The organism is Rhizobium sp. ZK1 (genome assembly GCF_047782645.1).
Taxonomy (GTDB): Bacteria; Pseudomonadota; Alphaproteobacteria; order Rhizobiales; family Rhizobiaceae; genus Rhizobium.
Genome location: NZ_CP180587.1, coordinates 954,808 through 973,898 on the forward strand (window position 1 = coordinate 954,808; position 19,091 = coordinate 973,898).

The 19,091-nt window shown below is 58.7% G+C and carries 18 protein-coding genes and 1 pseudogene; 16 read left to right on the forward strand and 3 right to left on the reverse strand.

What is annotated here, in order from left to right; all coding sequences use genetic code 11:
* Nucleotides 1-25 precede the first annotated feature (25 nt).
* From ACK9YZ_RS27005 to ACK9YZ_RS27060, 12 genes and pseudogenes are all read left to right on the forward strand, one after another.
* Nucleotides 26-1,192, forward strand: a complete 1,167-nt coding sequence (locus ACK9YZ_RS27005; protein WP_416068313.1) for a mandelate racemase/muconate lactonizing enzyme family protein — start codon at nt 26-28, stop codon at nt 1,190-1,192.
* A 55-nt stretch (nt 1,193-1,247) separates the two neighbouring features.
* Complete coding sequence (locus tag ACK9YZ_RS27010) at nt 1,248-2,609, forward strand: mandelate racemase/muconate lactonizing enzyme family protein (protein WP_416068314.1); 1,362 nt, start codon at nt 1,248-1,250, stop codon at nt 2,607-2,609.
* Nucleotides 2,610-2,627: 18 nt separating this feature from the next.
* Complete coding sequence (locus tag ACK9YZ_RS27015; protein WP_416068315.1) at nt 2,628-3,827, forward strand: mandelate racemase/muconate lactonizing enzyme family protein; 1,200 nt, start codon at nt 2,628-2,630, stop codon at nt 3,825-3,827.
* A gap of 388 nt (nt 3,828-4,215) precedes the next feature.
* A complete protein-coding gene (locus ACK9YZ_RS27020) occupies nt 4,216-4,671 on the forward strand; it encodes a transposase (protein WP_416068316.1) in 456 nt (151 codons plus the stop codon).
* Between the two features lie 82 nt (nt 4,672-4,753).
* Nucleotides 4,754-5,326 (forward strand): hypothetical protein, encoded by a 573-nt coding sequence (locus ACK9YZ_RS27025; protein ID WP_416068317.1) that lies wholly within the window; start codon nt 4,754-4,756, stop codon nt 5,324-5,326.
* A 21-nt stretch (nt 5,327-5,347) separates the two neighbouring features.
* Nucleotides 5,348-5,626, forward strand: coding sequence for a hypothetical protein (locus tag ACK9YZ_RS27030; RefSeq protein ID WP_416068318.1), 279 nt, complete (start codon nt 5,348-5,350; stop codon nt 5,624-5,626).
* A gap of 373 nt (nt 5,627-5,999) precedes the next feature.
* Nucleotides 6,000-6,246, forward strand: a pseudogene (locus ACK9YZ_RS27035) (ISNCY family transposase); the annotation flags it as partial.
* A gap of 131 nt (nt 6,247-6,377) precedes the next feature.
* Nucleotides 6,378-7,535 carry a Gfo/Idh/MocA family protein gene (locus tag ACK9YZ_RS27040; protein WP_416068319.1) on the forward strand — a complete coding sequence of 386 codons (1,158 nt, stop codon included), beginning with the start codon at nt 6,378-6,380 and terminating at the stop codon, nt 7,533-7,535.
* A 13-nt stretch (nt 7,536-7,548) separates the two neighbouring features.
* Complete coding sequence (locus ACK9YZ_RS27045; RefSeq protein WP_416068320.1) at nt 7,549-8,433, forward strand: carbohydrate ABC transporter permease; 885 nt, start codon at nt 7,549-7,551, stop codon at nt 8,431-8,433.
* Nucleotides 8,430-9,290, forward strand: coding sequence for a carbohydrate ABC transporter permease (locus tag ACK9YZ_RS27050; protein ID WP_216760668.1), 861 nt, complete (start codon nt 8,430-8,432; stop codon nt 9,288-9,290). The genes ACK9YZ_RS27045 and ACK9YZ_RS27050 overlap by 4 nt, the downstream gene beginning before the upstream one ends.
* A gap of 65 nt (nt 9,291-9,355) precedes the next feature.
* Nucleotides 9,356-10,558 carry an ABC transporter substrate-binding protein gene (locus ACK9YZ_RS27055; RefSeq protein ID WP_416068440.1) on the forward strand — a complete coding sequence of 401 codons (1,203 nt, stop codon included), beginning with the start codon at nt 9,356-9,358 and terminating at the stop codon, nt 10,556-10,558.
* 86 nt (nt 10,559-10,644) lie between these two features.
* Complete coding sequence (locus tag ACK9YZ_RS27060; protein WP_416068321.1) at nt 10,645-11,778, forward strand: ABC transporter ATP-binding protein; 1,134 nt, start codon at nt 10,645-10,647, stop codon at nt 11,776-11,778.
* Between the two features lie 16 nt (nt 11,779-11,794).
* On the opposite strand, the gene ACK9YZ_RS27065 is transcribed toward ACK9YZ_RS27060, so the two are convergent.
* Genes ACK9YZ_RS27065 through ACK9YZ_RS27075 form a run of 3 tightly spaced genes read right to left on the reverse strand, consistent with a single transcriptional unit; the run spans nt 11,795 to nt 14,888 of the window.
* Complete coding sequence (locus ACK9YZ_RS27065; RefSeq protein ID WP_416068322.1) at nt 11,795-12,895, reverse strand: D-TA family PLP-dependent enzyme; 1,101 nt, start codon at nt 12,893-12,895, stop codon at nt 11,795-11,797.
* Nucleotide 12,896: 1 nt separating this feature from the next.
* Entirely contained in the window at nt 12,897-14,372 is a 1,476-nt protein-coding gene (locus ACK9YZ_RS27070; protein ID WP_416068323.1) for a M81 family metallopeptidase, read from the reverse strand.
* A 30-nt stretch (nt 14,373-14,402) separates the two neighbouring features.
* Nucleotides 14,403-14,888: a hypothetical protein gene (locus ACK9YZ_RS27075; RefSeq protein WP_216760663.1), complete on the reverse strand. Its 486-nt coding sequence runs from the start codon at nt 14,886-14,888 to the stop codon at nt 14,403-14,405.
* Nucleotides 14,889-14,999: 111 nt separating this feature from the next.
* Here ACK9YZ_RS27075 and ACK9YZ_RS27080 point away from each other — a divergent pair, with 111 nt between their 5' ends.
* Genes ACK9YZ_RS27080 through ACK9YZ_RS27095 form a run of 4 tightly spaced genes read left to right on the forward strand, consistent with a single transcriptional unit; the run spans nt 15,000 to nt 19,019 of the window.
* Nucleotides 15,000-15,386: a RidA family protein gene (locus tag ACK9YZ_RS27080; RefSeq protein WP_416068324.1), complete on the forward strand. Its 387-nt coding sequence runs from the start codon at nt 15,000-15,002 to the stop codon at nt 15,384-15,386.
* A gap of 25 nt (nt 15,387-15,411) precedes the next feature.
* The gene (locus ACK9YZ_RS27085) at nt 15,412-16,275 is read left to right on the forward strand and encodes a MurR/RpiR family transcriptional regulator (RefSeq protein ID WP_037108795.1); all 864 of its coding nucleotides are present in this window, start codon (nt 15,412-15,414) and stop codon (nt 16,273-16,275) included.
* 19 nt (nt 16,276-16,294) lie between these two features.
* Nucleotides 16,295-17,071 carry an SDR family oxidoreductase gene (locus ACK9YZ_RS27090; RefSeq protein WP_416068325.1) on the forward strand — a complete coding sequence of 259 codons (777 nt, stop codon included), beginning with the start codon at nt 16,295-16,297 and terminating at the stop codon, nt 17,069-17,071.
* A 31-nt stretch (nt 17,072-17,102) separates the two neighbouring features.
* The gene (locus ACK9YZ_RS27095) at nt 17,103-19,019 is read left to right on the forward strand and encodes a beta-N-acetylhexosaminidase (protein WP_416068326.1); all 1,917 of its coding nucleotides are present in this window, start codon (nt 17,103-17,105) and stop codon (nt 19,017-19,019) included.
* Nucleotides 19,020-19,091: the final 72 nt, after the last annotated feature.

Here is a 19,091-nt window from a genome sequence, read left to right on the forward strand (position 1 = left end):
ACCACTTCAGTTAAAGGCAGTTGAGATGAAAATCACCAGCGTTCGGCCGTGGCTTATCAAATCCGATGCTTCTTATTGGGGGGAGTTCCTGTTCGTCGAAGTGACGACCGACGAGGGGGTGAGCGGCTGGGGCGAGATCACCACCACGACAAGGCTTGCCAATCGCGCCCTCTGTACGATCCTGCGGCAGATCGGTACCGCTATTGCCGGCGAAGACCCGGCGCGGATCGAGTATCTGTGGCACAAGATATTTCGCAGCTTCACCTACATGGGCAGTCGCGGCGCCGCAGTCGAATGCATAAGCGCCATCGACATCGCCCTCTGGGACATCCGCGGCAAAGTTCTTGGCAAGCCGATCTACGAACTGCTGGGCGGACCGGTGCGCGATGAAATTTCGCTCTACACTCATCCCAACCAGCGCAAGTTTACCAGCAAGGAGGCGGTCGTCCGGGAGATTCGAGACATCGTCGAGTCTGGCCACACTGCACTCAAGTTCGATCCTTTCCCCTACCAAGGCCGCACTGCCGATGGGCTGCCTCGCGAACAGCGGGATGGCTACCTCGATGGCAGCATGACCCGCAAGGATGAGCGCGAAGCCGCTGAACTCACGGCCCTGATCCGCGAAACGGCGGGGCCTGATGTCGACATCCTCATCGATGCGCATGGCCGGTTCGACGTTCCGACGGCCATTCGTCTTTGTCGCAGTCTCGAGGAAGCTGGCCAGATCGACTGGTTTGAGGAGCCCTGTCCACCGGAGAGCCTCAACGCTCTCAAGCAGGTGCGTGAGAAGGTCAGCGCCGCTATCTCGTGGGGCGAGCGCGGCCACACGAAATGGGATTTCGTGCCGGTGCTCGAAAACAAGCTCGCCGACTATATCATGCCTGATGTCACCTGGACCGGCGGCATTACCGAACTCAAGAAGATATCTGCCCTTTGCGAAGCCTACTACATTCCGGTCTCGCCGCATGACGCCGCAGGGCCGATCAACGTGGTTGCGGGAGCGCAGGTGATGATGACCGTTCCAAATTTCTACAAACTCGAAACGTCGGAATGGAATCTGGGCAAATATGATCACCTCATCGACAGACCACTCGATGTCTCGAACGGCAGCCTCAAGCTTACCTCCAAGCCCGGTCTCGGCGTCGAAATGAACCGCGACTATCTTCAAGATCACGAGATAGAGCTGGATTAGCTCGCCACGCTCGACGCCACCCCAAAGTGCCCTCCGACCAGAACGAGGATAAATCATGCTAGAGGCAGATGGAGCCGACGAAGCGCTCAATCGGGTGAATACGCATTCCAGGCCGTCCGATCTTCGCATCACCGACATGCGGGTGGCCGAAATTGTCGGCGCGCCGTTCACCTCAGTGCTGCTCAAGATATACACCAACCAGGGCATCGTCGGGCTGGGCGAGGTGCGCGACGGTGCCAGCGCCACCTATGCGCTGATGCTGAAGAGCCGGTTGCTTGGCGAAAACCCTTGCGACATCGATCGCCTGTTTCGCCGGATCAAGCAGTTCGGCGGGCATGGGCGGCAAGGCGGCGGCGTGTCAGCGGTTGAAATCGCCTTGTGGGATCTTGCCGGCAAGGCCTATGGCGTTCCCATCTACCAGATGCTCGGCGGAAGGTTTCGGGACAAAGTGCGCGTCTACTGCGATACCGACGCCACCGTACCGAGCGGTACCGAGACCGGCAAGCGTCTCAAAGAGCGCATGGCGCTCGGATACACCTTTCTCAAGATGGATCTGGGGTTGATGCAGATCGCGGATGTGCCTGGTGCGGTCGTGTTTCCGGCCGGCTCACTGGAAGGATACCGCGACGATCCCCGTCGCGGGCCGCTGAAGACCATTGAAGAGCGGCGCCTCCGCAACGCTGCTTACGATGTGCATAACGTCCAGCACCCGTTTACCGGCCTGCATTTTTCCGACAAGGGCCTCGACCTGCTTGAGCAATATATCGCCGAGGTTCGTGAGGTCATCGGCATGGATGTGCCGCTTGCCATCGACCATATCGGCCATATCTCGATGCAGAACGGCATTCGCCTTGCCAGGCGAATTGAAAAATACGTGCCAGCCTGGCTCGAGGATGTGATCCCGTGGCAGTATACCGAGCAATATCGACAACTCCAGGACGCCACTACGGTGCCGATCTGCACCGGCGAGGACATCTACCTCAAGGAGGGCTTCGAGCCTCTGCTCAGAAGCGGCGGCGTCTCCGTTATCCACCCTGACCTGCTCACCAGCGGGGGCATCCTGGAGACCAAGAAGATCGGGGACATGGCGCAGGACCATGGCGTCGCCATGGCCATCCACATGGCAGAAAGCCCAATCGCCGCAATGGCCGCCGCACATGTCGCGACCGCGACCGAAAATTTCATGGCGCTCGAATACCATTCCGCCGATGTCGACTGGTGGGACGATATCGTCACGGGCCTTCCGAGGCCCCTGGTGAAGGACGGCTTTATCACTGTTTCGGACAAGCCGGGGCTCGGGATCGACGACATCGTCGACGAGGTGATCTCGCAGCATTTGCAGCCGGGTGTCACCGGCATTTGGCGGCCGACGGATCATTGGGACGACGAGTATTCCTGGGATCGCACCTGGAGCTGAGGTAAAAAAGGAACGAAGATGAAGATCACCGATCTCCGTTGCGCCGTCATCGGCAAGCACCCGATCGTGCGCATCGTGACCGACGAGGGCCTCTATGGCTTGGGCGAAGTCGAATTCACAAAGTCCTATCTCAAGCCCTTTGTGCTGCATTTCCGCGAGGCGCTCATCGGCGAGGACCCGACCGACGTCGAAAGAGTCATGCTGAAGATCCGCCAACGCGGCTCTTTCAAGCCGTACGGCGCGGCGGTGAGCGCTATTGAGCATGCGCTGTGGGATATTGCCGGCAAGGCGGCGGGCGTACCCGTCTATAAACTGCTCGGCGGCAAGGTGCGGGACAAGGTGCGCGTCTACAACGGCTCGGTCCGCCAGAAACGCACAGGTGACCGGCCGGAGGATTACGCCGCTGACGTCAAATGGATGATGGAGCAGCCGCAAAACTTCTTCATGGTCAAGCAAGGAATCTCGTTCCACTCCAACATGAAGGATACCATTGAGGGCTTCCACTACGGCGTGATCCAGAAGAAGGCCGGCTATCACGGCGCCATGGATCAAGGCGTGATCAGCGAGCGCGGTTTCAATCACATACTCGACTGCGTGATCGCGATGAAGGAAGTGCTGGGCGATAAAGTCAGTCTGGCGCTCGACTGCGGCCCGGGCTGGATGCTGCCCGATGCGATCAGGTTCGCTCGCGCGGTCGAGAAATACAATCTGATGTGGCTCGAGGATATGCTCACTGGCGACTACGTGCCGTGGGTCAATCCGCAGGCCTATCGGGAATTGACGACCTCCACCTCGACGCCAATCCACACGGGTGAGCAGATCTACCTGCGGCACAATTTCAAGGAACTGATCGAGACGCAGGCGGTACGCGTCATCGGCCCCGATCCAGCCGACATTGGCGGCATTGCCGAGCTCAAATGGGTCGCCGAGCACGCCTACATGCACTCGATCCTGATGGCACCGCACGGCACGGCCAACGGACTGCTGGGCCTCGGCGCGTTGATCAATGTCTGCGCCACGCTGCCGGCAAATTACATTGCGTTCGAATATCCGACCGCCTCCGACCCCTGGTGGGAGGATCTGGTAATCGGCTTGCCGTCGCAGATCGTGAAGGACAGCATGGTAGACCTACTGGAAGCGCCTGGCCTGGGCCTCGATATCGACGCTGAAGGAGCCAGGAGATACCTCAGCGAAGAGGATGCGGGCTTCTTCGACTGAAACCTCCCTCCCAATGTGGTCGTCGACATCACGATCGGCAGCGTTTCCGGCGGAGATGCGGCGGCAGGTGACCGTTGAAATGCATGGTACAGTGCCTCGCGCGACCGGGGAGGTCTCGATCTTCAACCGAGCGGGCGGCGGAAAGTGTCCTCGGCACCGTTCATCGTGGGGCCGTTTGCCTGGACTGCAGTACAGCACGATAGTTCGTCATGCCGACACACTGACCCGCGAGACTCCGATGCGATCCATAACCTATGACGCTACAGAAAGGTCATCTGTTACAGGTCCTTGAGCGGATCCAATTTGATCGTGGGCGGCCTGTGAAGCGGCGACGTTGACTCCTGCAGCGACCTGGCCGAAAACGCTCGGAACAATATGAGGATCATCGATGGCTGACGACGAATTCCAAACATCGCTTGCTAGCACCGCCACAAAGCCTGAAGCGGAGAAGACCGCAACTGCCGCTGGTGCACAACGCTCAAGTTCCAAGAAGAAAGGGGGGAAGGCTGACACGGTCGCTCAAAAGATGGCAAAGCCCAAGTCACGCGGTTTGAGCGACGAAGAAAAGCTCGTGAAGATCAAGCAGGTCGAAGCTGCCGTTGCCGGTGGCACGACATTGAAGGATGCCGTGAGTGCCGCGGCTATATCCGATCAGACCTACTACACATGGAAGAAAGCCTTTGCTGCGGCGAGTGGTGAGGCTCCCTCAGGCACGGTCGCATTTGACGATGAACTCGCCGAGTTCACCGAGCTTGAGGAAGAAAATCGTAGGCTGCGCAAGCTGCTTGCCGAAAAACTTCGTGCCGAAAACGCCGCGTTGCGCAAGCGGCTTGGCATGAGTTAGACCAAGACACCAAATTTCAGATGACACAATCAATGATCCAGTGGTCACCGCGCTGCTGCAATCGATATGCATTGGATGAGCGATGAAGACACCACGGCGCAACTTCGTGGTCGAATACAAGACAAATCGGCGACAAGCCCAAACAAGGCCTCCATCCATTTGGGGCAATCTTGATCTGCAGGCGGTCGCGCGGCAGGTAGAGGCCGATGGCATCTTGGTTGATGCGGCTGCGCTCGATCCGCATCTCACCAACAGCGGCAGAGCTCCGATCGCGGCGATTGCTCCTTCGCAGCATCCTCAAGCGCCAGTCGAGGACCATGCTCTCACTTCAATCGAACAGACGGTAGCCAGTGACGACGGTGTATCCCAGGAAGAGCTGCCACAGGAGCTTCCGACCATTGAGGCACAAACGGTGCGCGATTACGCACGGAATGCCGGTAAGGAGACCCGTTCTTCGATGCGCGATGAGCGCGTGTCCATTCAGGAGCGGACCGTCGTCGAAGGTTGCTCCGAAGTCTCCGCTCACCGCAATGGCGAGGACGACCTTGATGCGATCGAGAAAGAAAATCGCCGATTGAAGACTCTGATGATCATCAAGCTTCGTCAAGAAAATGCCGAGCTGAGATCGATGCTGAAGCGGTTCGACGCCGAGTAAAGATTATCTGAATACTGGTCTATGGGTCTGCGCTTGGTCGGAGCGACTGACGATCTTTCCTTTTCTTCGCGTCGCCTTCCGGCAGTCTTCCTGCCGCGCTACGAGCAGGAAGAGATGCATGTCGGACTGATCGCGCTGAACACGGTCGCAGGCGTCATGACGCTCGAGCTGCAACGTAGGCTCCTTCTTCTTGCGCTGGAAATGCTGGAAGGGAAGGAGCGTTGGAACGAGGTTCTGGAGATTTCAGTCACGGCCGACCGAACGTTCACTGTGGATCGGTACGACTTGCCTTCCATCTGAGTGGCATTCGCCTTCATAAGGCGTCAATGCTCTCTTACGTTGGAAAAACTGCGCACCTTTTGAACGCAGCCAACACCGTGACATTTCAATCGGATTGTGTCCGGCCTGACCGTCGTGCATAGCGTCGCTCCAGACGTAACATGAAGAATTCCACCCAAAATAGCTCCCTACTAGTTCCATAACGTATGTTATGCGACACTAAAATGTAAGGGCTATTTAGTAATGCGACAGTTGGGCCAGTTAGAGATGCGACAGTCTCGCCTCTTGACGCGCTGGTCAAAGCCAACGTTGGGAGCAAGGATGACGACCTTCAGCCTGGTCGAGACCATGAGCGGTTGGAGTTGTCATGTCCTTTATGATCGCCATGTCGCAGAAAGAATTGCAATCTCGCTTTGCCGGATCGGAGAATACGTTCGACTATCTGCATGCGACGAAGGCGTGTCTGCAGCAATGGGCAAGCCGCTGGCCTTCTATAGCGACAAGCACGGCGTCATTCGCTCCACCCATGCGCCAGAGAAAGACCGGACGCGCGGCCTGACGCGCAATTTGGCCGGGCGCTTTATGAGCTGAACATCGACATTATCTGTGCCAACACTCCGCAGGCCAAGAGCCGGGTGGAACATCGCCCACCAGCCAATCGATGATGAAAATTAATTTCATCAATCCCCTTTGAAACCCGTTTCCAGTTGACGGCCTTCATTTTTTGTCCCAACTTGAAGAAAATAAATTACGAATTGGGAACATTGCTCGCATGAAAGTGGGAATCATAGGGCTGGGATTCCGGCTCGGCTATCTTGGCTATGTCTTCAAGGCTATCGACAGCAGCTTCGAGATCGTCGGTTACGTCGATCCGGACCCCGCAGGACTTCCCGGACTGACGGAAAAGGGCGTTTCTGTCGGCAAGGCTTATGGTTCGCCGCAAGAGCTCCTTGCTTCAGAAAATCTCGATCTCTTGATGATCGGCTCTCCCAATCACATGCATCTCGATCATATCCGCCTCGGCCTCGAGGCTGGTCTTAAGGTCTTCTGCGAAAAGCCGATCGTCACGACGATCGCCGAGAGCATCGAACTTGCCCATCTGATGGCGAAGTTCGGCCATGAGCGGCTGATGGTCGGTCTCGTGCTGCGTTACTCCCCCCTTTATAAGGATCTGCGTGCCATCCAGGCCGAGGGCAAGCTCGGGCATATCGTTTCCATCGAAGCCTCCGAGCATATCGAGCCCTATCACGGCGCATTCTTCATGCGCGACTGGCGCCGCTACGAGCGCTATTCCGGCAGTTTCATGCTGGAAAAATGCTGCCACGACCTCGACCTCTATAATGGTGTGGTCGGTGCCCGTCCCGAACGTGTTGCAAGCTTCGGCGGCCGCAAGAGCTTTATCCCCGCCAACGACCCGGCGCGCGAAGGGATCAACGATCTGGAACTCTTCCACCGAAAGCCGAGCGGCTGGATGGGCTCGGACAAGGTGTTCGACAGCGATGCCGACATCATCGATTACCAGGTGGCGATCGTCGAATACGCGAATGGCGTCGGCATGAATTTTCATACCAATCTGAATGTTCCGGACCAGTTCCGCCGCTTCGCCATCATGGGCTCGCGCGGCATGGCTGAAGGCGACTTCGTCCGCGGTTATCTCGATGTCCACGAGCAGCTGACCGGCAACAAGATCGTCGGAAACAAATATGCCGCGACCGAGTTGTCGCAGCATTACGGCGCCGACGAGCAAATGGCGGCCGATATTCTGCAGAGCGTGCGCACCAGTTCGGAACTCCCGGTCTCCACGCTCAACGCGTTGGAGGCGGGTATTCTCGCCCTCGCCATGGACGAGGCTCGCATGAAGAAGGCCGTAATCGACCTTCGTCCCATATGGGACCGGTTCGACGAGGCGCTACACGCCAGAGCGGCCTGAGGAGAACGGCAAGATGAGTGCTCAGAAAAGTGCCGTCATCTTCGCCTGGATCCTTCTCCTTCCGGCTGTCCTCTACGTCACTGTGATCGTTGCCTATCCGCTACTCGACACCTTCATCCTGTCGTTCACTGACGCATCGCTGAAGAAGACCACCAACTGGGTGGGCTGGGTCAACTACGGCAAGATCTTCAATTCGACCTTCGCCGAGGTCATCATCCGGACCTTCATCTGGACGTTTTTCTCTGTCTCGATCAAGATGATCATCGGCGTCTTCGGCGCCACCATGCTGAACGCCGCCGTGCCCGGCCGCGCGCTCTTTCGCGTATTGACCATGCCACCATGGATCGTTCCGATGGCAATCGGCATCTTCATGTGGGGCTGGATGTATAATGGCCAGTTCGGGATGATTTCCGGCATGCTTCAGCGCTTTGGCCTCGTCTCCGGCCCTGTCGCCTTCCTTGCTGAAGGATCGACTGCCTTCTGGGCGACGATCATCACCGATGTATGGATCGGCGTTCCGATGGTGACGCTCTATATGCTGGCCGCCATGCAGGCGATCCCGCAGGATCTCTATGAGGCAGCCTGGACGGATGGCGCCGGGCGCTTCTATCGTTTCCGCCGCATCACTCTGCCGCTGATCGTACCCTCGATGATCACTATGTCGATGCTGTCGCTGATCTCCACTTTCAACTCCTTCGACATTATCTGGATCCTGACGCGCGGCGGCCCGAGCGGCGAGACCACGACGATGATCATCGATACCTATCGCACCGCGATCGGTTCGAACAAATATGGCGAAGGCGCCGCGCGCGCCGTGCTGATCTGCATCTTCCTGTCGATCTTCTGCGTCTGCTACTTCCGCATTACTAGCCGCCTTGCTTCCGGAGACAAGCGATGAAGACACCCCATCTGCTGATCAATCGGTACAAATGGTATGAAGTCGTCGGCATCTATGCCGGTATCCTGGTGTTCCTCACCTTCGTTCTCGCCCCCTTCGTCGAGGGTTTTCTCGTCTCGCTGAAACCTCTGAGCCAGCTGTTTTCTTCCCCCTACCGGTTCATTCCCGAAAACGGCTCGTTTGAGGCCTACCGGACGATGTGGGTCAGCGTACCGGGCTTTGCACGATACATCTTCAATTCCTTCTTTATCTCGACCGTCGTCACCACCGCTGTGCTGATCCTCGTCGTTCCGGCTTCCTATGCCTTCGCGCGCTTCGAGTTCAAAGGCGCCGGGCTGCTGCTCGGCGCGTTCTTGGCGGTCAACATGTTTTCGGGCGCTGTATTGCTCATTCCTCTCTTCCGGCTGATGCGCTCCTTCGGCCTCTTGAATACCTATTTCGCCATCATGGTCCCGGGCATCGCCTTCCTGATCCCCTCGGCGATCTGGCTACTTCGCACCTATATGATGCGCATTCCGAGGGAATTGGATGAAGCGGCCTTTGTCGACGGCGCCAGCCATTTCTACACGCTGCGGCGCGTCATCCTGCCGATCGCCATGCCCGGCGTTACAGTGGTGGCGATCACCACCTTCATCGGATCCTACGCCCAGCAGTTCATCTACGCCCTGACCTTCAACTCCAAGACCGAATTCGCACCGCTGCCAGTTGGACTCTTCGCCTATTTCGGCCGTCAGGAAGTCGTTTGGAATGAGCTGATGGCCGCAAGTTTCGTTGGCATCGCGCCAGCAATGATCGTGATTTTCTTCCTTCAACGGTATCTCGTCAGCGGTCTGACCGCCGGCGCGGTGAAACAGTAAGACAAGACCAGAACCACCAGAGAAAACGGGAGCTAAAAGTGACAATCCAATTCAAGACCGGGCTCATGGCCCTCGCCCTGCTCGGCTCCACCGCGCTCGGTACCATGACTGCTCATGCCGCTGACCAGGAAATCAGCTGGATCTATTGCGGCGACAAGATCGACCCCATCCATGAGAAGTACATCAAGGAATGGGAAGGCAAGAATGCCGGCTGGAAGGTCAAGCCGGAAGTTGTCGGCTGGGAACAGTGCCAGGACAAGGCGACGACGCTTGCTGCAGCAGGCACGCCGGTCGGCATGGCCTATGTTGGCTCGCGTACGCTCAAGGAATTCGCCCAGAACGATTTGATCGTTCCGGTGCCGATGACCGACGAAGAGAAGAAAAGCTATTATCCCAACATCGTCGATACCGTCACCTTTAACGATACGCAGTGGGGCGTGCCGGTCGCATTCTCGACCAAGGCCCTCTACTGGAACAAGGATCTCTTCAAGCAGGCCGGCCTCGACCCGGAAACGCCGCCCAAGACCTGGGCCGAAGAAATCGCCGATGCCAAAGCCATCAAGGAAAAGACCGGTATCGCAGGCTACGGTCTTCCGGCCAAGACTTTCGACAACACCATGCATCAGTTCATGCATTGGGTTTACACGAATAACGGTAAGGTCATCGATGGCGACAAGATCGTCATGGACAGCCCGGAAGTGCTGGCTGCCCTGCAGGCCTACAAGGACATCATCCCCTACTCCGTCGAAGGTGCAACCGCCTACGAACAAAATGAAATCCGTGCCATTTTCCTCGACGGCAAGGTCGGCATGATACAGGCAGGTTCGGGCGCTGCTGCCCGCCTGAAAGACACCAAGATCAACTGGGGCGTCGCAGCGCTGCCGCTCGGACCATCGGCCAAGGGTGAAGGCACGCTGCTGATTACCGACAGCCTCGTCGTATTCAAGGGCACGGGGGTCGAAGAAAAGGCGGCGGAATTTGCCAAGTACATCACCTCGCCGGGTCCGCAGGGTGAATACGAGCTCCAGGGCGGTGCGGGCCTCACCCCGCTGCGTCCGTCCGCCAAGGTCGACGAATTCGTCAAGGCCGACCCGTCGTGGAAGCCGTTCATCGACGGCATCGCCTTCGGTGGTCCCGAGCCGCTCTTCACCGATTACAAGGGCTTCCAGAATTCGATGATCGAGATGGTCCAGTCCGTCGTTACCGGCAAGGCCGAGCCCGAAGCCGCACTGAAGAAGGCGGCCGGCGAGATCGAGGCCTTCAAGTAAATCGACGTCGAGGATCGCAGGTCGACGATCTGCGATCCTCGACGACCAAACTCTTGCGCATTCAGGCCGGGACCGGAGACAGATTTTTGGGACAGCTTCAGCTCAACAAGGTTCAAAAATTCTATGGCGACTACGAAGTTCTAAAAGGCGTCGAGCTCGACGTCAGGGACGGCGAGTTCGTTGTCTTCGTCGGGCCTTCGGGATGCGGCAAGTCCACCCTCCTGCGCATGATCGCAGGTCTTGATGCGACGAGCAAAGGCGACATCATCATCAATGGCGTCAGGGTCAACGACCTGCCGCCGGTCAAGCGCGGCATCGCCATGGTCTTCCAGTCCTATGCGCTCTACCCGCACATGACGGTTTTCGAAAATATCGCCTTCCCTCTTCGTGTGGAAAAGATGGAGGAGGAAAAGCTCAAGGCCAAGGTCGAGAATGCCGCTCGTATCCTGCATCTCGAAACGCGGCTGCAGCAGAAACCCGGCATGCTCTCGGGCGGACAGCGCCAGCGCGTCGCAATCGGCCGCGCCATCGTTCGCGAGCCAAAGATCTTCCTGTTCGACGAGCCTCTTTCCAACCTTGATGCCGCCCTTCGCGCCGACATGCGCATCGAACTCGCCAAGCTGCACCGGCAGTTGAAGGCGACGATGATCTATGTGACGCACGACCAGGTGGAAGCCATGACAATGGCCGACCGCATCGTCGTGCTGGACGCCGGCAATATTTCACAGACCGGTGCGCCGCTCGAGCTCTACCATAAGCCCGCCAACCAGTTCGTCGCCGGCTTCATCGGCAATCCGAAAATGAATTTCCTACCCGTGACCTGCACGTCCGCAAGCGAGGCAGGCGCGACCGTCGACTATCGCGGCCAGATGGCAACCCTGCCCGTAAAGCCGCGTGACGGTATGGTCGGTAAGATGATGACACTCGGTATCCGACCGGAACATATCCAGCTCAGCTCCGGCGATATTTCGCTGACGGTTACGCCCAGCGTCATCGAGCGGCTTGGCGCGAACACCGTGGCCTATGCGGCGCTCGGCAGCGAAACGGAAAACTTCTGCGCCATGCTGCCCGGCAGTGTCGGTATCCGCACCGAGGCGCCGGTTGCCGTCGGCATCAACGCCGCCGATTGCCATCTCTTTGACGAGGACGGTGTCGCCTTCGAACGCCGCGTCGAACTCACCGATATCGACATTAGCCTGCTGGCTCCGGCAACGGCGTGAAGGGTCGATTGATCAGCTACCAGACAAATCCGCGCGCGGCGACGGCCTCGACGCGCGTGACGATGCCGTTGCGATGGAAGACCATCGTGTCGAACAGGTTCGAAACCACGCATGTGTGGTTCGGGATGATGGAGAGTTTTTCGCCGATCTGCGGCCTCGCAGCGGTGCACGCCGAAAGGTCGATAACGCCGTGCTCTTCAGAGAGGCTGGCTATCTTCGCCTCGGGATATCCGACGACGAGGCCGAAATCGGCAAAGCCCTGAAGATCGGAGGTCAGCGCCTTCGAACCTGCATCGATAACGGCGCGGTCGGCATTCGGCCGTGACACCACTGTTGCCAAAACGTGCATCGCGCAATCGTCTTGCGTGCAATGTCCCATCCGGATCATCTGCCGGTCATTGTAGATATAGGTCCCGGCCCGGTGTTCGGTCGCCGACTTGACCAGGTGCGCCTGAAAGAGACTGGGTGCTCCGCCGTTGCTGACGGTTGGACAGGCGATACCCTCTGCCGCTAATTGGTTCAATGTAGCCTGGATGAAGGCTTCGACGGCATCAGCCGACTGCGGCTTCGGATAGGTGAGGATACCACCGAATGACAGCCCGTCGGCGGCAAGGATACGTCTGGCGAGCGAGACCGCCTGCTCGGGCGTCTGCACACCGCAGCGCGCGCCGCCGGTGTCGCATTCCACGAGGACGGTGAGCGGTTTGCGGCCGGAAAAATGTGCAGACAGCCCGTCGACCGTGACTTGGCTGTCGGCGACGACCTTGAGACCGGAAATGCGATCGTTCAGCGCTGCGAGCCGTTCGAGCTTCTGGGCTCCAATAATATTGAAGGTGATCAGGATGTCTTCGAAACCGGCCTCAGCAAAGACCTCGGCTTCCGTCACTTTCTGGCAGTTGATCCCCTTGGCGCCGGCCGCGACTTGGGCGGCGGCAAGTGCAGGTATCTTATGCGTCTTGATATGCGGGCGGAAATTCAGCCCATGCTCGTCCATGTAGGACTGGACCCGGGAAATGTTGGCGGCCAGCTTGTCCTCGTCGATGATCGGGCGCGGCGTGGAGAGATCTGCGATCCTGTCTCCAGCCTTCTCGACGACGGCAAACCGGTTGTCATGCATCTCAGGCAGCTCCGCATTCGGTTCCATGAGGATCGGCCACGATCGGCCAGATAGTCTTCGGTGCCCGGCGATAGCGGGTCGTCGCCGGATTGTTGGGATAGGGGCTTCCCGCCGAACAGTACAGGATTTCTGCGGCGATCTTCGAGAAGGATGCGAAGAAATGGTTGGTCGATTTGATCACCAGGATCTTCTGCTCGGTCGGATCGATGCCCATCACTGAAAACAGGCTCGGATCGAAGCTCTGCGCCCGCGTCGAGTTCAGAATGATGTCGATGCCATCAAGCATGATATGCGCGGCATCGCCAAAGGGGGCGAGGCTCTCGCCGAACTGCATCTCGGCATTCTTCACCAGTTTGACGACCCTCACCATGCCATCGACGGGATTGCCTGTTCCGGGCGCCGATTTCGCGCCGAAGCGCAGCGGAATTTCGGCCCCCTCGCCTGCGGCAAAACAGATCTGAACGGCAATCGGATCCCAGATCGTGCCGACAGCAGCACTTGCCACACCGCGGGCCAGAAGCTCCTCGACAATGACAGTGGCATCGCCAGCCGTCCCACCGCCCGGATTGTCCCAGACATCGGCAATGACGACCGGCCACGCTTTGGCGGCTATCGCCCGGGAGACGGCTTGCTTCTCGTCGATCTGCGGCACCATGAAGGTGCCGCGCTTGGAAAACAGCTCCATGCCGAGCTCGCGCGCCAGGGCCGCACCCTTTTGCGGATTGTTGTCGGTGACGACAAGCAGCTTGGTGCCCATCTCCGGCACATCGCCGACCATGAAGCCGTGGACCACGGAAATCGACAGGATTTCAGCATCCTCCTTCTCGATCCGCATGATCTTGTCGACGAAGGAACGCATTGGATCGCGTGAGGTCGGGAAGACATCGATCATGCGGCAGTCGAACACCGAATTGACCGGCCTGACCCTGCCCTCAAGCGCATGGACGGTAATGCGCCAGAGATCCTCGGCGCGATCGACGAAATCCGTATGCGGAAATTCCTTGAAATAGACTGCGAAATTCAGCGCTTCGAGACGCTTCCTGGTCAAATGGCTATGTGGGTCGAGCTCGGCGCAGATCAGCACATCAGCCCCGACGATGTCGCGGATGCGGGTCAGGAGGTCGCCTTCCGTGTCCTCATATCCTGCGGCCACCATTGCCCCATGCAGGCCCATAACCACGGCATCGACAGGCATTGCGGCACGGAGCTGGTCGAGGATTTCGTCTCGCAGCCCTTCATAGGCCTGGCGGTTGACGAGGCCGGCTGGGTCTGCCCAGGCTGCCGTGCCTTCGATCAGCTCCCAGCCCTTTTCAGCGGCGACACGGCGACCGACAGTGATCGGCGCGGTGCAGAGTGTGGGCGTTTCCGGATGCTGGCCGGGCGGGGCATAAAGAGACGCTTCGAAAGCGCGGCGGTCCACACAGATCGGGGAAAACGTATTGGTTTCGGTCGCCAGTGCTGCCGTGAAAATACGCAAATGAGTTGGCCTCGTTTTTGCGGTCCCGCCTCAACCCATTGGGTTCGGCAGGTAGCCTGTAAATCCGCAGATCTTCCATCGTCCTTCGTGGAGCCTGCAATAATAGAGCGTCTGCCACTGCATGATATCGCGGGTGCCATCGCTCTTGGTGAGACTTCCGTCGAACTTCTTGCGGACAAGCGCCATGTCGCCCTCGATCTCGATGTCCTCGAGCGTCGTGGTGGTGAAGATCGCCGTTCGGGTGTCCTCGGCAAAGCTCTGCGTCGCAAAATCCTTTGCCTGTCTCAGCCACTCGTCGCGATAGGCGCTGAGTGCGGGGAATGCCAGGCGCCACTTGTCAGGGTTGACCTCTTTGCGGCCATCGATGCCGATGAAACCTTCCTCGACGAAATCATCTTCCACCATCGACCAGTCGGCTGCCAGAAATGCATCGATGTCGCGAGGCACGAGCATCTCCCAGATGGCGTGCCGTGCAGTATCGGAGGGCGGAAAAGGATTCTTGAAAGGATCACGCATCTTCGCCCCCGATTTAAATTCTTTTCATAAATGGTGTTTTTCACTGGTCAAAATCTGCTTTCTATGGTCCCTTGTCAACTTATCAAGAAAATAATTTGCAGGAATCCAAACATGCCCATCAAGCGATATGGCACTGTTCAGACCGGCGCCGGCGGCAAGCCGCTGCCTTTTGCGCGCGCCGTCGAGGCCGATGGCTGGCTCTATGTTTCCGGTCAGGTGGCGATGGAAAACGGCGAGATCATCGACGGCAATATCGTTGCCCAGACGCATAAGACGATCGCCAATGTGCTCGCCATTCTCGACGAAGCCGGATATGGCGTCGAGGACGTGGTGCGCGTCGGCGTCTGGCTGGACGATCCGCGCGACTTCTGGACATTCAACAAGATCTATCAGGATTATTTCGGCGTGCACCCGCCGGCTCGTGCCTGCGTCCAATCGTCGATGATGGTGGATTGCAAGGTCGAGATCGACTGCGTTGCCTATAAGAAGAAGAGTTGACTGACGGATCGGCGGGAGGATCGGCTTGGATATCTTTTCCACATTACAGGAAGACAGAAGCCGGCTTTCCGCCTCCGAGAGCCGCATCGCCGACATCATCGTCAATGATTTCGAATTCGCGGTGAATGCCTCGATCATCGAGCTTGCCGAACGCGCGGAAGTCTCGCCGCCAACGGTCACACGTTTCTGCCGCCGCCTCGGTTGCGACAGCTTTTCCGATTTCAAGGTGCAGCTTGCCCGCACCGCCCATGTCGGCGTGCGTTACCTGAAGCCGGAATCAAAGAGTAGCGATCCAGCCGATGTCGCTCAGGATATCATCACCAAGGCGCAGAATGCCCTTTTCCTCTTACATCGCTCGCTGGACCTCACCGCGATCGAAGCTGCGGTCGCGCAGATCGCCAAGGCGGAGATGATCTATGCCTTCGGATCGGGCGGCAATTCTTCGATGATCGCCGATGAGTTGCAGAATCGGCTCTTTCGGCTCGGTCTCAGGATCACCTCCAGTTCCGATCACAGCATGCAACTGATGATGGCGGCGGCAGCGAAGGCTGGCGATGTAATCATCGGCTCGTCCTTTTCAGGGCGCAATGCCGAGCTGGTGCGAGCCTTTGCACTGGCACGCGAGGCCAAGGTCAGGACCATTGCGCTGACGCAAACCGACAGCCCGGTCGCAAGGGCCGCGGGAATCGTCGTGCCGATCGATCTTCCGGAAGGAACGAACATCTTCCGCCCGACATCGACGCGTATCGCCTATATCGCAACCGTCGATATCCTGGCGAGCCTCGTCGCCTATGCGATCCAACCGAAGGCGACGACGACGCTGAGACGCATCAAGCAGCAGCTGGTCACACACCGCGACGGCGACGACAAGCAGCTGCTCGGAGACTGATCAACAAGAGGGAGCGACAATGACGCAATCGGTGGCCATTGTGACGGGAGCAGCAGGTGATATCGGCGCGGCGATTGCCGATCGACTTGCCGCCGATCATGACGTCATTCTGCTTGCGGATATCGATCTCGTCACTGCGGCAGCCGTTGCCGGCAGGCTTGGACCGGCTGATCGTTTCGTCGCCATCGAATGCGACGTGACCAGCGAGACAAGCGTTGCGGCTCTCGCCGGATCTGCGGCGGAGCTCGGCAATCTTCGTACCCTCGTCAACAATGCGGGAGCAGCCCGCGCCGTCAGCCTGCATGATACGACGCCGGAGATCTGGCGCGCCGACAATGCGCTCAACCTCGAAGCCGCCTTTCTCTGCTTCCGGGCCGTCGAAGACCAGTTGAAGACCTCGCAGGGCTCTATGGTCAATATTGCCTCGGTCAATGGCATGAACGTGTTCGGACATCCGGCCTACAGCGCCGCCAAGGCCGGCCTTCTGCATTTCACCCGGCTGGTCGCCGTCGAATATGGAAAATTCGGCATCCGCGCGAATGCCGTTGCCCCCGGAACGGTAAAGACCCAGGCCTGGGAAGCCCGGGCGGCCGCCAATCCCAATGTCTTCGAGGACGCCCGTCGCTGGTATCCGCTGCAACGCGTGGTCGATCCGAAGGACGTCGCCAATGCCGTCGCCTTCCTGGCTGGTCCCCAGGCTGCGGCGATCACCGGCGTCTGCCTGCCCGTCGACTGCGGCCTGACGGCCGGCCAGGCCGAGCTTGCCCGTACGTTTTCCCAGTCCGAGCACTACTGAGATTCATAGAACATAACGAGAGGAACGAGAGATGAAACCGGCAGACTATCGCCTGGAAAGCAGCTGGGACCCCAATGGCGGGCCGCATGGCGCGTTCACCTTCACGCTTTTCAATCTCTCCGGTGAGGCGCTTTCCGGTTTCAAGCTTGCCTACACCTCGCTCACGCGGATCATCGATGCGGCCGCATGCGGCAATGCCACCTTTCTCAGACGCAATGCCAATTTTCATGAATTCGAGCCGCCGGCCGGGCTGACCCTCGCAGCCGGCGAAAGCTGGACCTTCACGGTCGCCGGCTTGCATCGCCCTGCGCGCCATTGCACTGACGGCGCCAAGTCCGCCTATCTGACGCTGTCATCAGGAAAGCATGTACCGGTCGCCGTTTCCGATCTGCTTCTCGAAGGCCGAGTGAGCGAGCCTCCGCCTGCGCTCCTGCCTGAAGGCAGGATCGGCCTGCCCTTTGCGTTGCAGCCGTGGCCTGCCGAGATCGATGCGAAGCCGGGCGATAGTTTTCCGGTCGTCCTTTATCCGGAAGGTGCGAGCGCAGACGAATTGTCGGCAATATCAACATGCATTTCCCTGACGCGCCGCCTTTTCGAAAGCGATCATTCTGTTTTCAATCTGGTTGCCTCGCCGCAAGGCCGCGCACTCACCTTCAACAAGGACACCTCGCTCGACGCTGAAGCCTACCGGCTGACCTTCGCGGCCGATCGTGTGACACTTTCCTATTCCGGCTCCGCCGGGCGCCAGTACGGATTGACCTCGCTCGCGCAGATGCTGAACGGTGCGCGCGTCACCAAGGGCAAATTCTGCTTCCCGGTTTCGGGAACGATTTCCGATCGGCCCCGCTATAGCTGGCGCGGCTGCCATCTCGACGTTTCCAGGCAATTTTATCCGGTTGCCGACGTGAAGCGGCTGATCGACATTCTTGCCTGGTTTAAGCTCAACATCTTCCACTGGCATCTGACCGATGATGAGGCTTGGCGTCTGGAGATCAAGGCCTATCCGCAACTGACGACAACGGGCGTGTTGCGAGGCCCGGACGAACCGCTGCTGCCGCAACTGGGCAATGGCGCAGAACCGGTCGGCGGCTTCTACTCGCAAGACGATGTCCGAGACATCGTTGCTCATGCGAGTTCCCTTCATGTCGAGGTGGTTCCGGAAATCGACATCCCCGGCCACAATGCGGCGACGTTGGTTGCCCTTCCCAATTTGACTGATGGCCAGGAGGCACCTGAAAGTTACCATTCTGTCCAGGGCTATCCGAACAATGCACTGAACCCGGCGGTGCCGCTGACCTACGAATTCCTGGAAAAGGTCTTCGACGAAATGGTCGAGCTGTTCCCCTCATCCTACATCCATATCGGCGGCGACGAAGTGGCGAACGGCTCCTGGCTGGCCTCGCCCCTTGCCCGGAAGCTGATGGCCGAAGAAGGCATTTCCGGCACGTTCGGGCTGCAGTCCCATTTTCTGAAGCAGATCAAGTCGATGCTCGACAAGCGCAGCCGCAAGCTCGCCGGCTGGAACGAGGTCGCCCATGGCGGTGGAGTCGCGGCGAAGGATAGCCTCTTGATGGCTTGGGAAAATCCGCAGGTCGGCATCGAGCTTGCCGAACAAGGCTATGACGTCGTCATGACGCCGGGGCAGGCTTACTATCTCGACATGGTCCAGGCCGAAGCCTTTCAGGAGCCGGGTGCGAGTTGGGCAGGCACTGTGCCGCCGGCCCACACCTATGCCTATGAGGCAGCCGGCGAATTCCCGGAGGAATTGAAGCATAAGCTGAAAGGCGTCCAGGCCTGCATCTGGTCGGAGCACTTCCTGTCGCGCGGTTATTTCAATCGACTCGTCTTCCCGCGTCTTCCGGCAATCGCAGAGGCTGCCTGGACCCCGAAGGCGTCGAAGGATTGGGACCGTTTCGCTGCGATCGTGACGCTTAGCCCGAGGCTCTGAGCTGGCAACGATGAAAATTGACATCGGAGCGATATTCGCCAGTCCTAACCCGGGGGCGGTCGATCGAGACAT

What these genes read in the sequence shown, in the direction of transcription:
- ACK9YZ_RS27005 (WP_416068313.1), top strand. Translation starts at nt 26, where the DNA reads ATGAAAATCACCAGCGTTCGGCCGTGGCTTATCAAATCCGATGCTTCT.
- ACK9YZ_RS27010 (WP_416068314.1), top strand. Translation starts at nt 1,248, where the DNA reads ATGCTAGAGGCAGATGGAGCCGACGAAGCGCTCAATCGGGTGAATACG.
- ACK9YZ_RS27015 (WP_416068315.1), top strand. Translation starts at nt 2,628, where the DNA reads ATGAAGATCACCGATCTCCGTTGCGCCGTCATCGGCAAGCACCCGATC.
- ACK9YZ_RS27020 (WP_416068316.1), top strand. Translation starts at nt 4,216, where the DNA reads ATGGCTGACGACGAATTCCAAACATCGCTTGCTAGCACCGCCACAAAG.
- ACK9YZ_RS27025 (WP_416068317.1), top strand. Translation starts at nt 4,754, where the DNA reads ATGAAGACACCACGGCGCAACTTCGTGGTCGAATACAAGACAAATCGG.
- ACK9YZ_RS27030 (WP_416068318.1), top strand. Translation starts at nt 5,348, where the DNA reads ATGGGTCTGCGCTTGGTCGGAGCGACTGACGATCTTTCCTTTTCTTCG.
- ACK9YZ_RS27040 (WP_416068319.1), top strand. Translation starts at nt 6,378, where the DNA reads ATGAAAGTGGGAATCATAGGGCTGGGATTCCGGCTCGGCTATCTTGGC.
- ACK9YZ_RS27045 (WP_416068320.1), top strand. Translation starts at nt 7,549, where the DNA reads ATGAGTGCTCAGAAAAGTGCCGTCATCTTCGCCTGGATCCTTCTCCTT.
- ACK9YZ_RS27050 (WP_216760668.1), top strand. Translation starts at nt 8,430, where the DNA reads ATGAAGACACCCCATCTGCTGATCAATCGGTACAAATGGTATGAAGTC.
- ACK9YZ_RS27055 (WP_416068440.1), top strand. Translation starts at nt 9,356, where the DNA reads ATGGCCCTCGCCCTGCTCGGCTCCACCGCGCTCGGTACCATGACTGCT.
- ACK9YZ_RS27065 (WP_416068322.1), bottom strand. Translation starts at nt 12,895, where the DNA reads ATGCATGACAACCGGTTTGCCGTCGTCGAGAAGGCTGGAGACAGGATC.
- ACK9YZ_RS27075 (WP_216760663.1), bottom strand. Translation starts at nt 14,888, where the DNA reads ATGCGTGATCCTTTCAAGAATCCTTTTCCGCCCTCCGATACTGCACGG.
- ACK9YZ_RS27080 (WP_416068324.1), top strand. Translation starts at nt 15,000, where the DNA reads ATGCCCATCAAGCGATATGGCACTGTTCAGACCGGCGCCGGCGGCAAG.
- ACK9YZ_RS27090 (WP_416068325.1), top strand. Translation starts at nt 16,295, where the DNA reads ATGACGCAATCGGTGGCCATTGTGACGGGAGCAGCAGGTGATATCGGC.
- ACK9YZ_RS27095 (WP_416068326.1), top strand. Translation starts at nt 17,103, where the DNA reads ATGAAACCGGCAGACTATCGCCTGGAAAGCAGCTGGGACCCCAATGGC.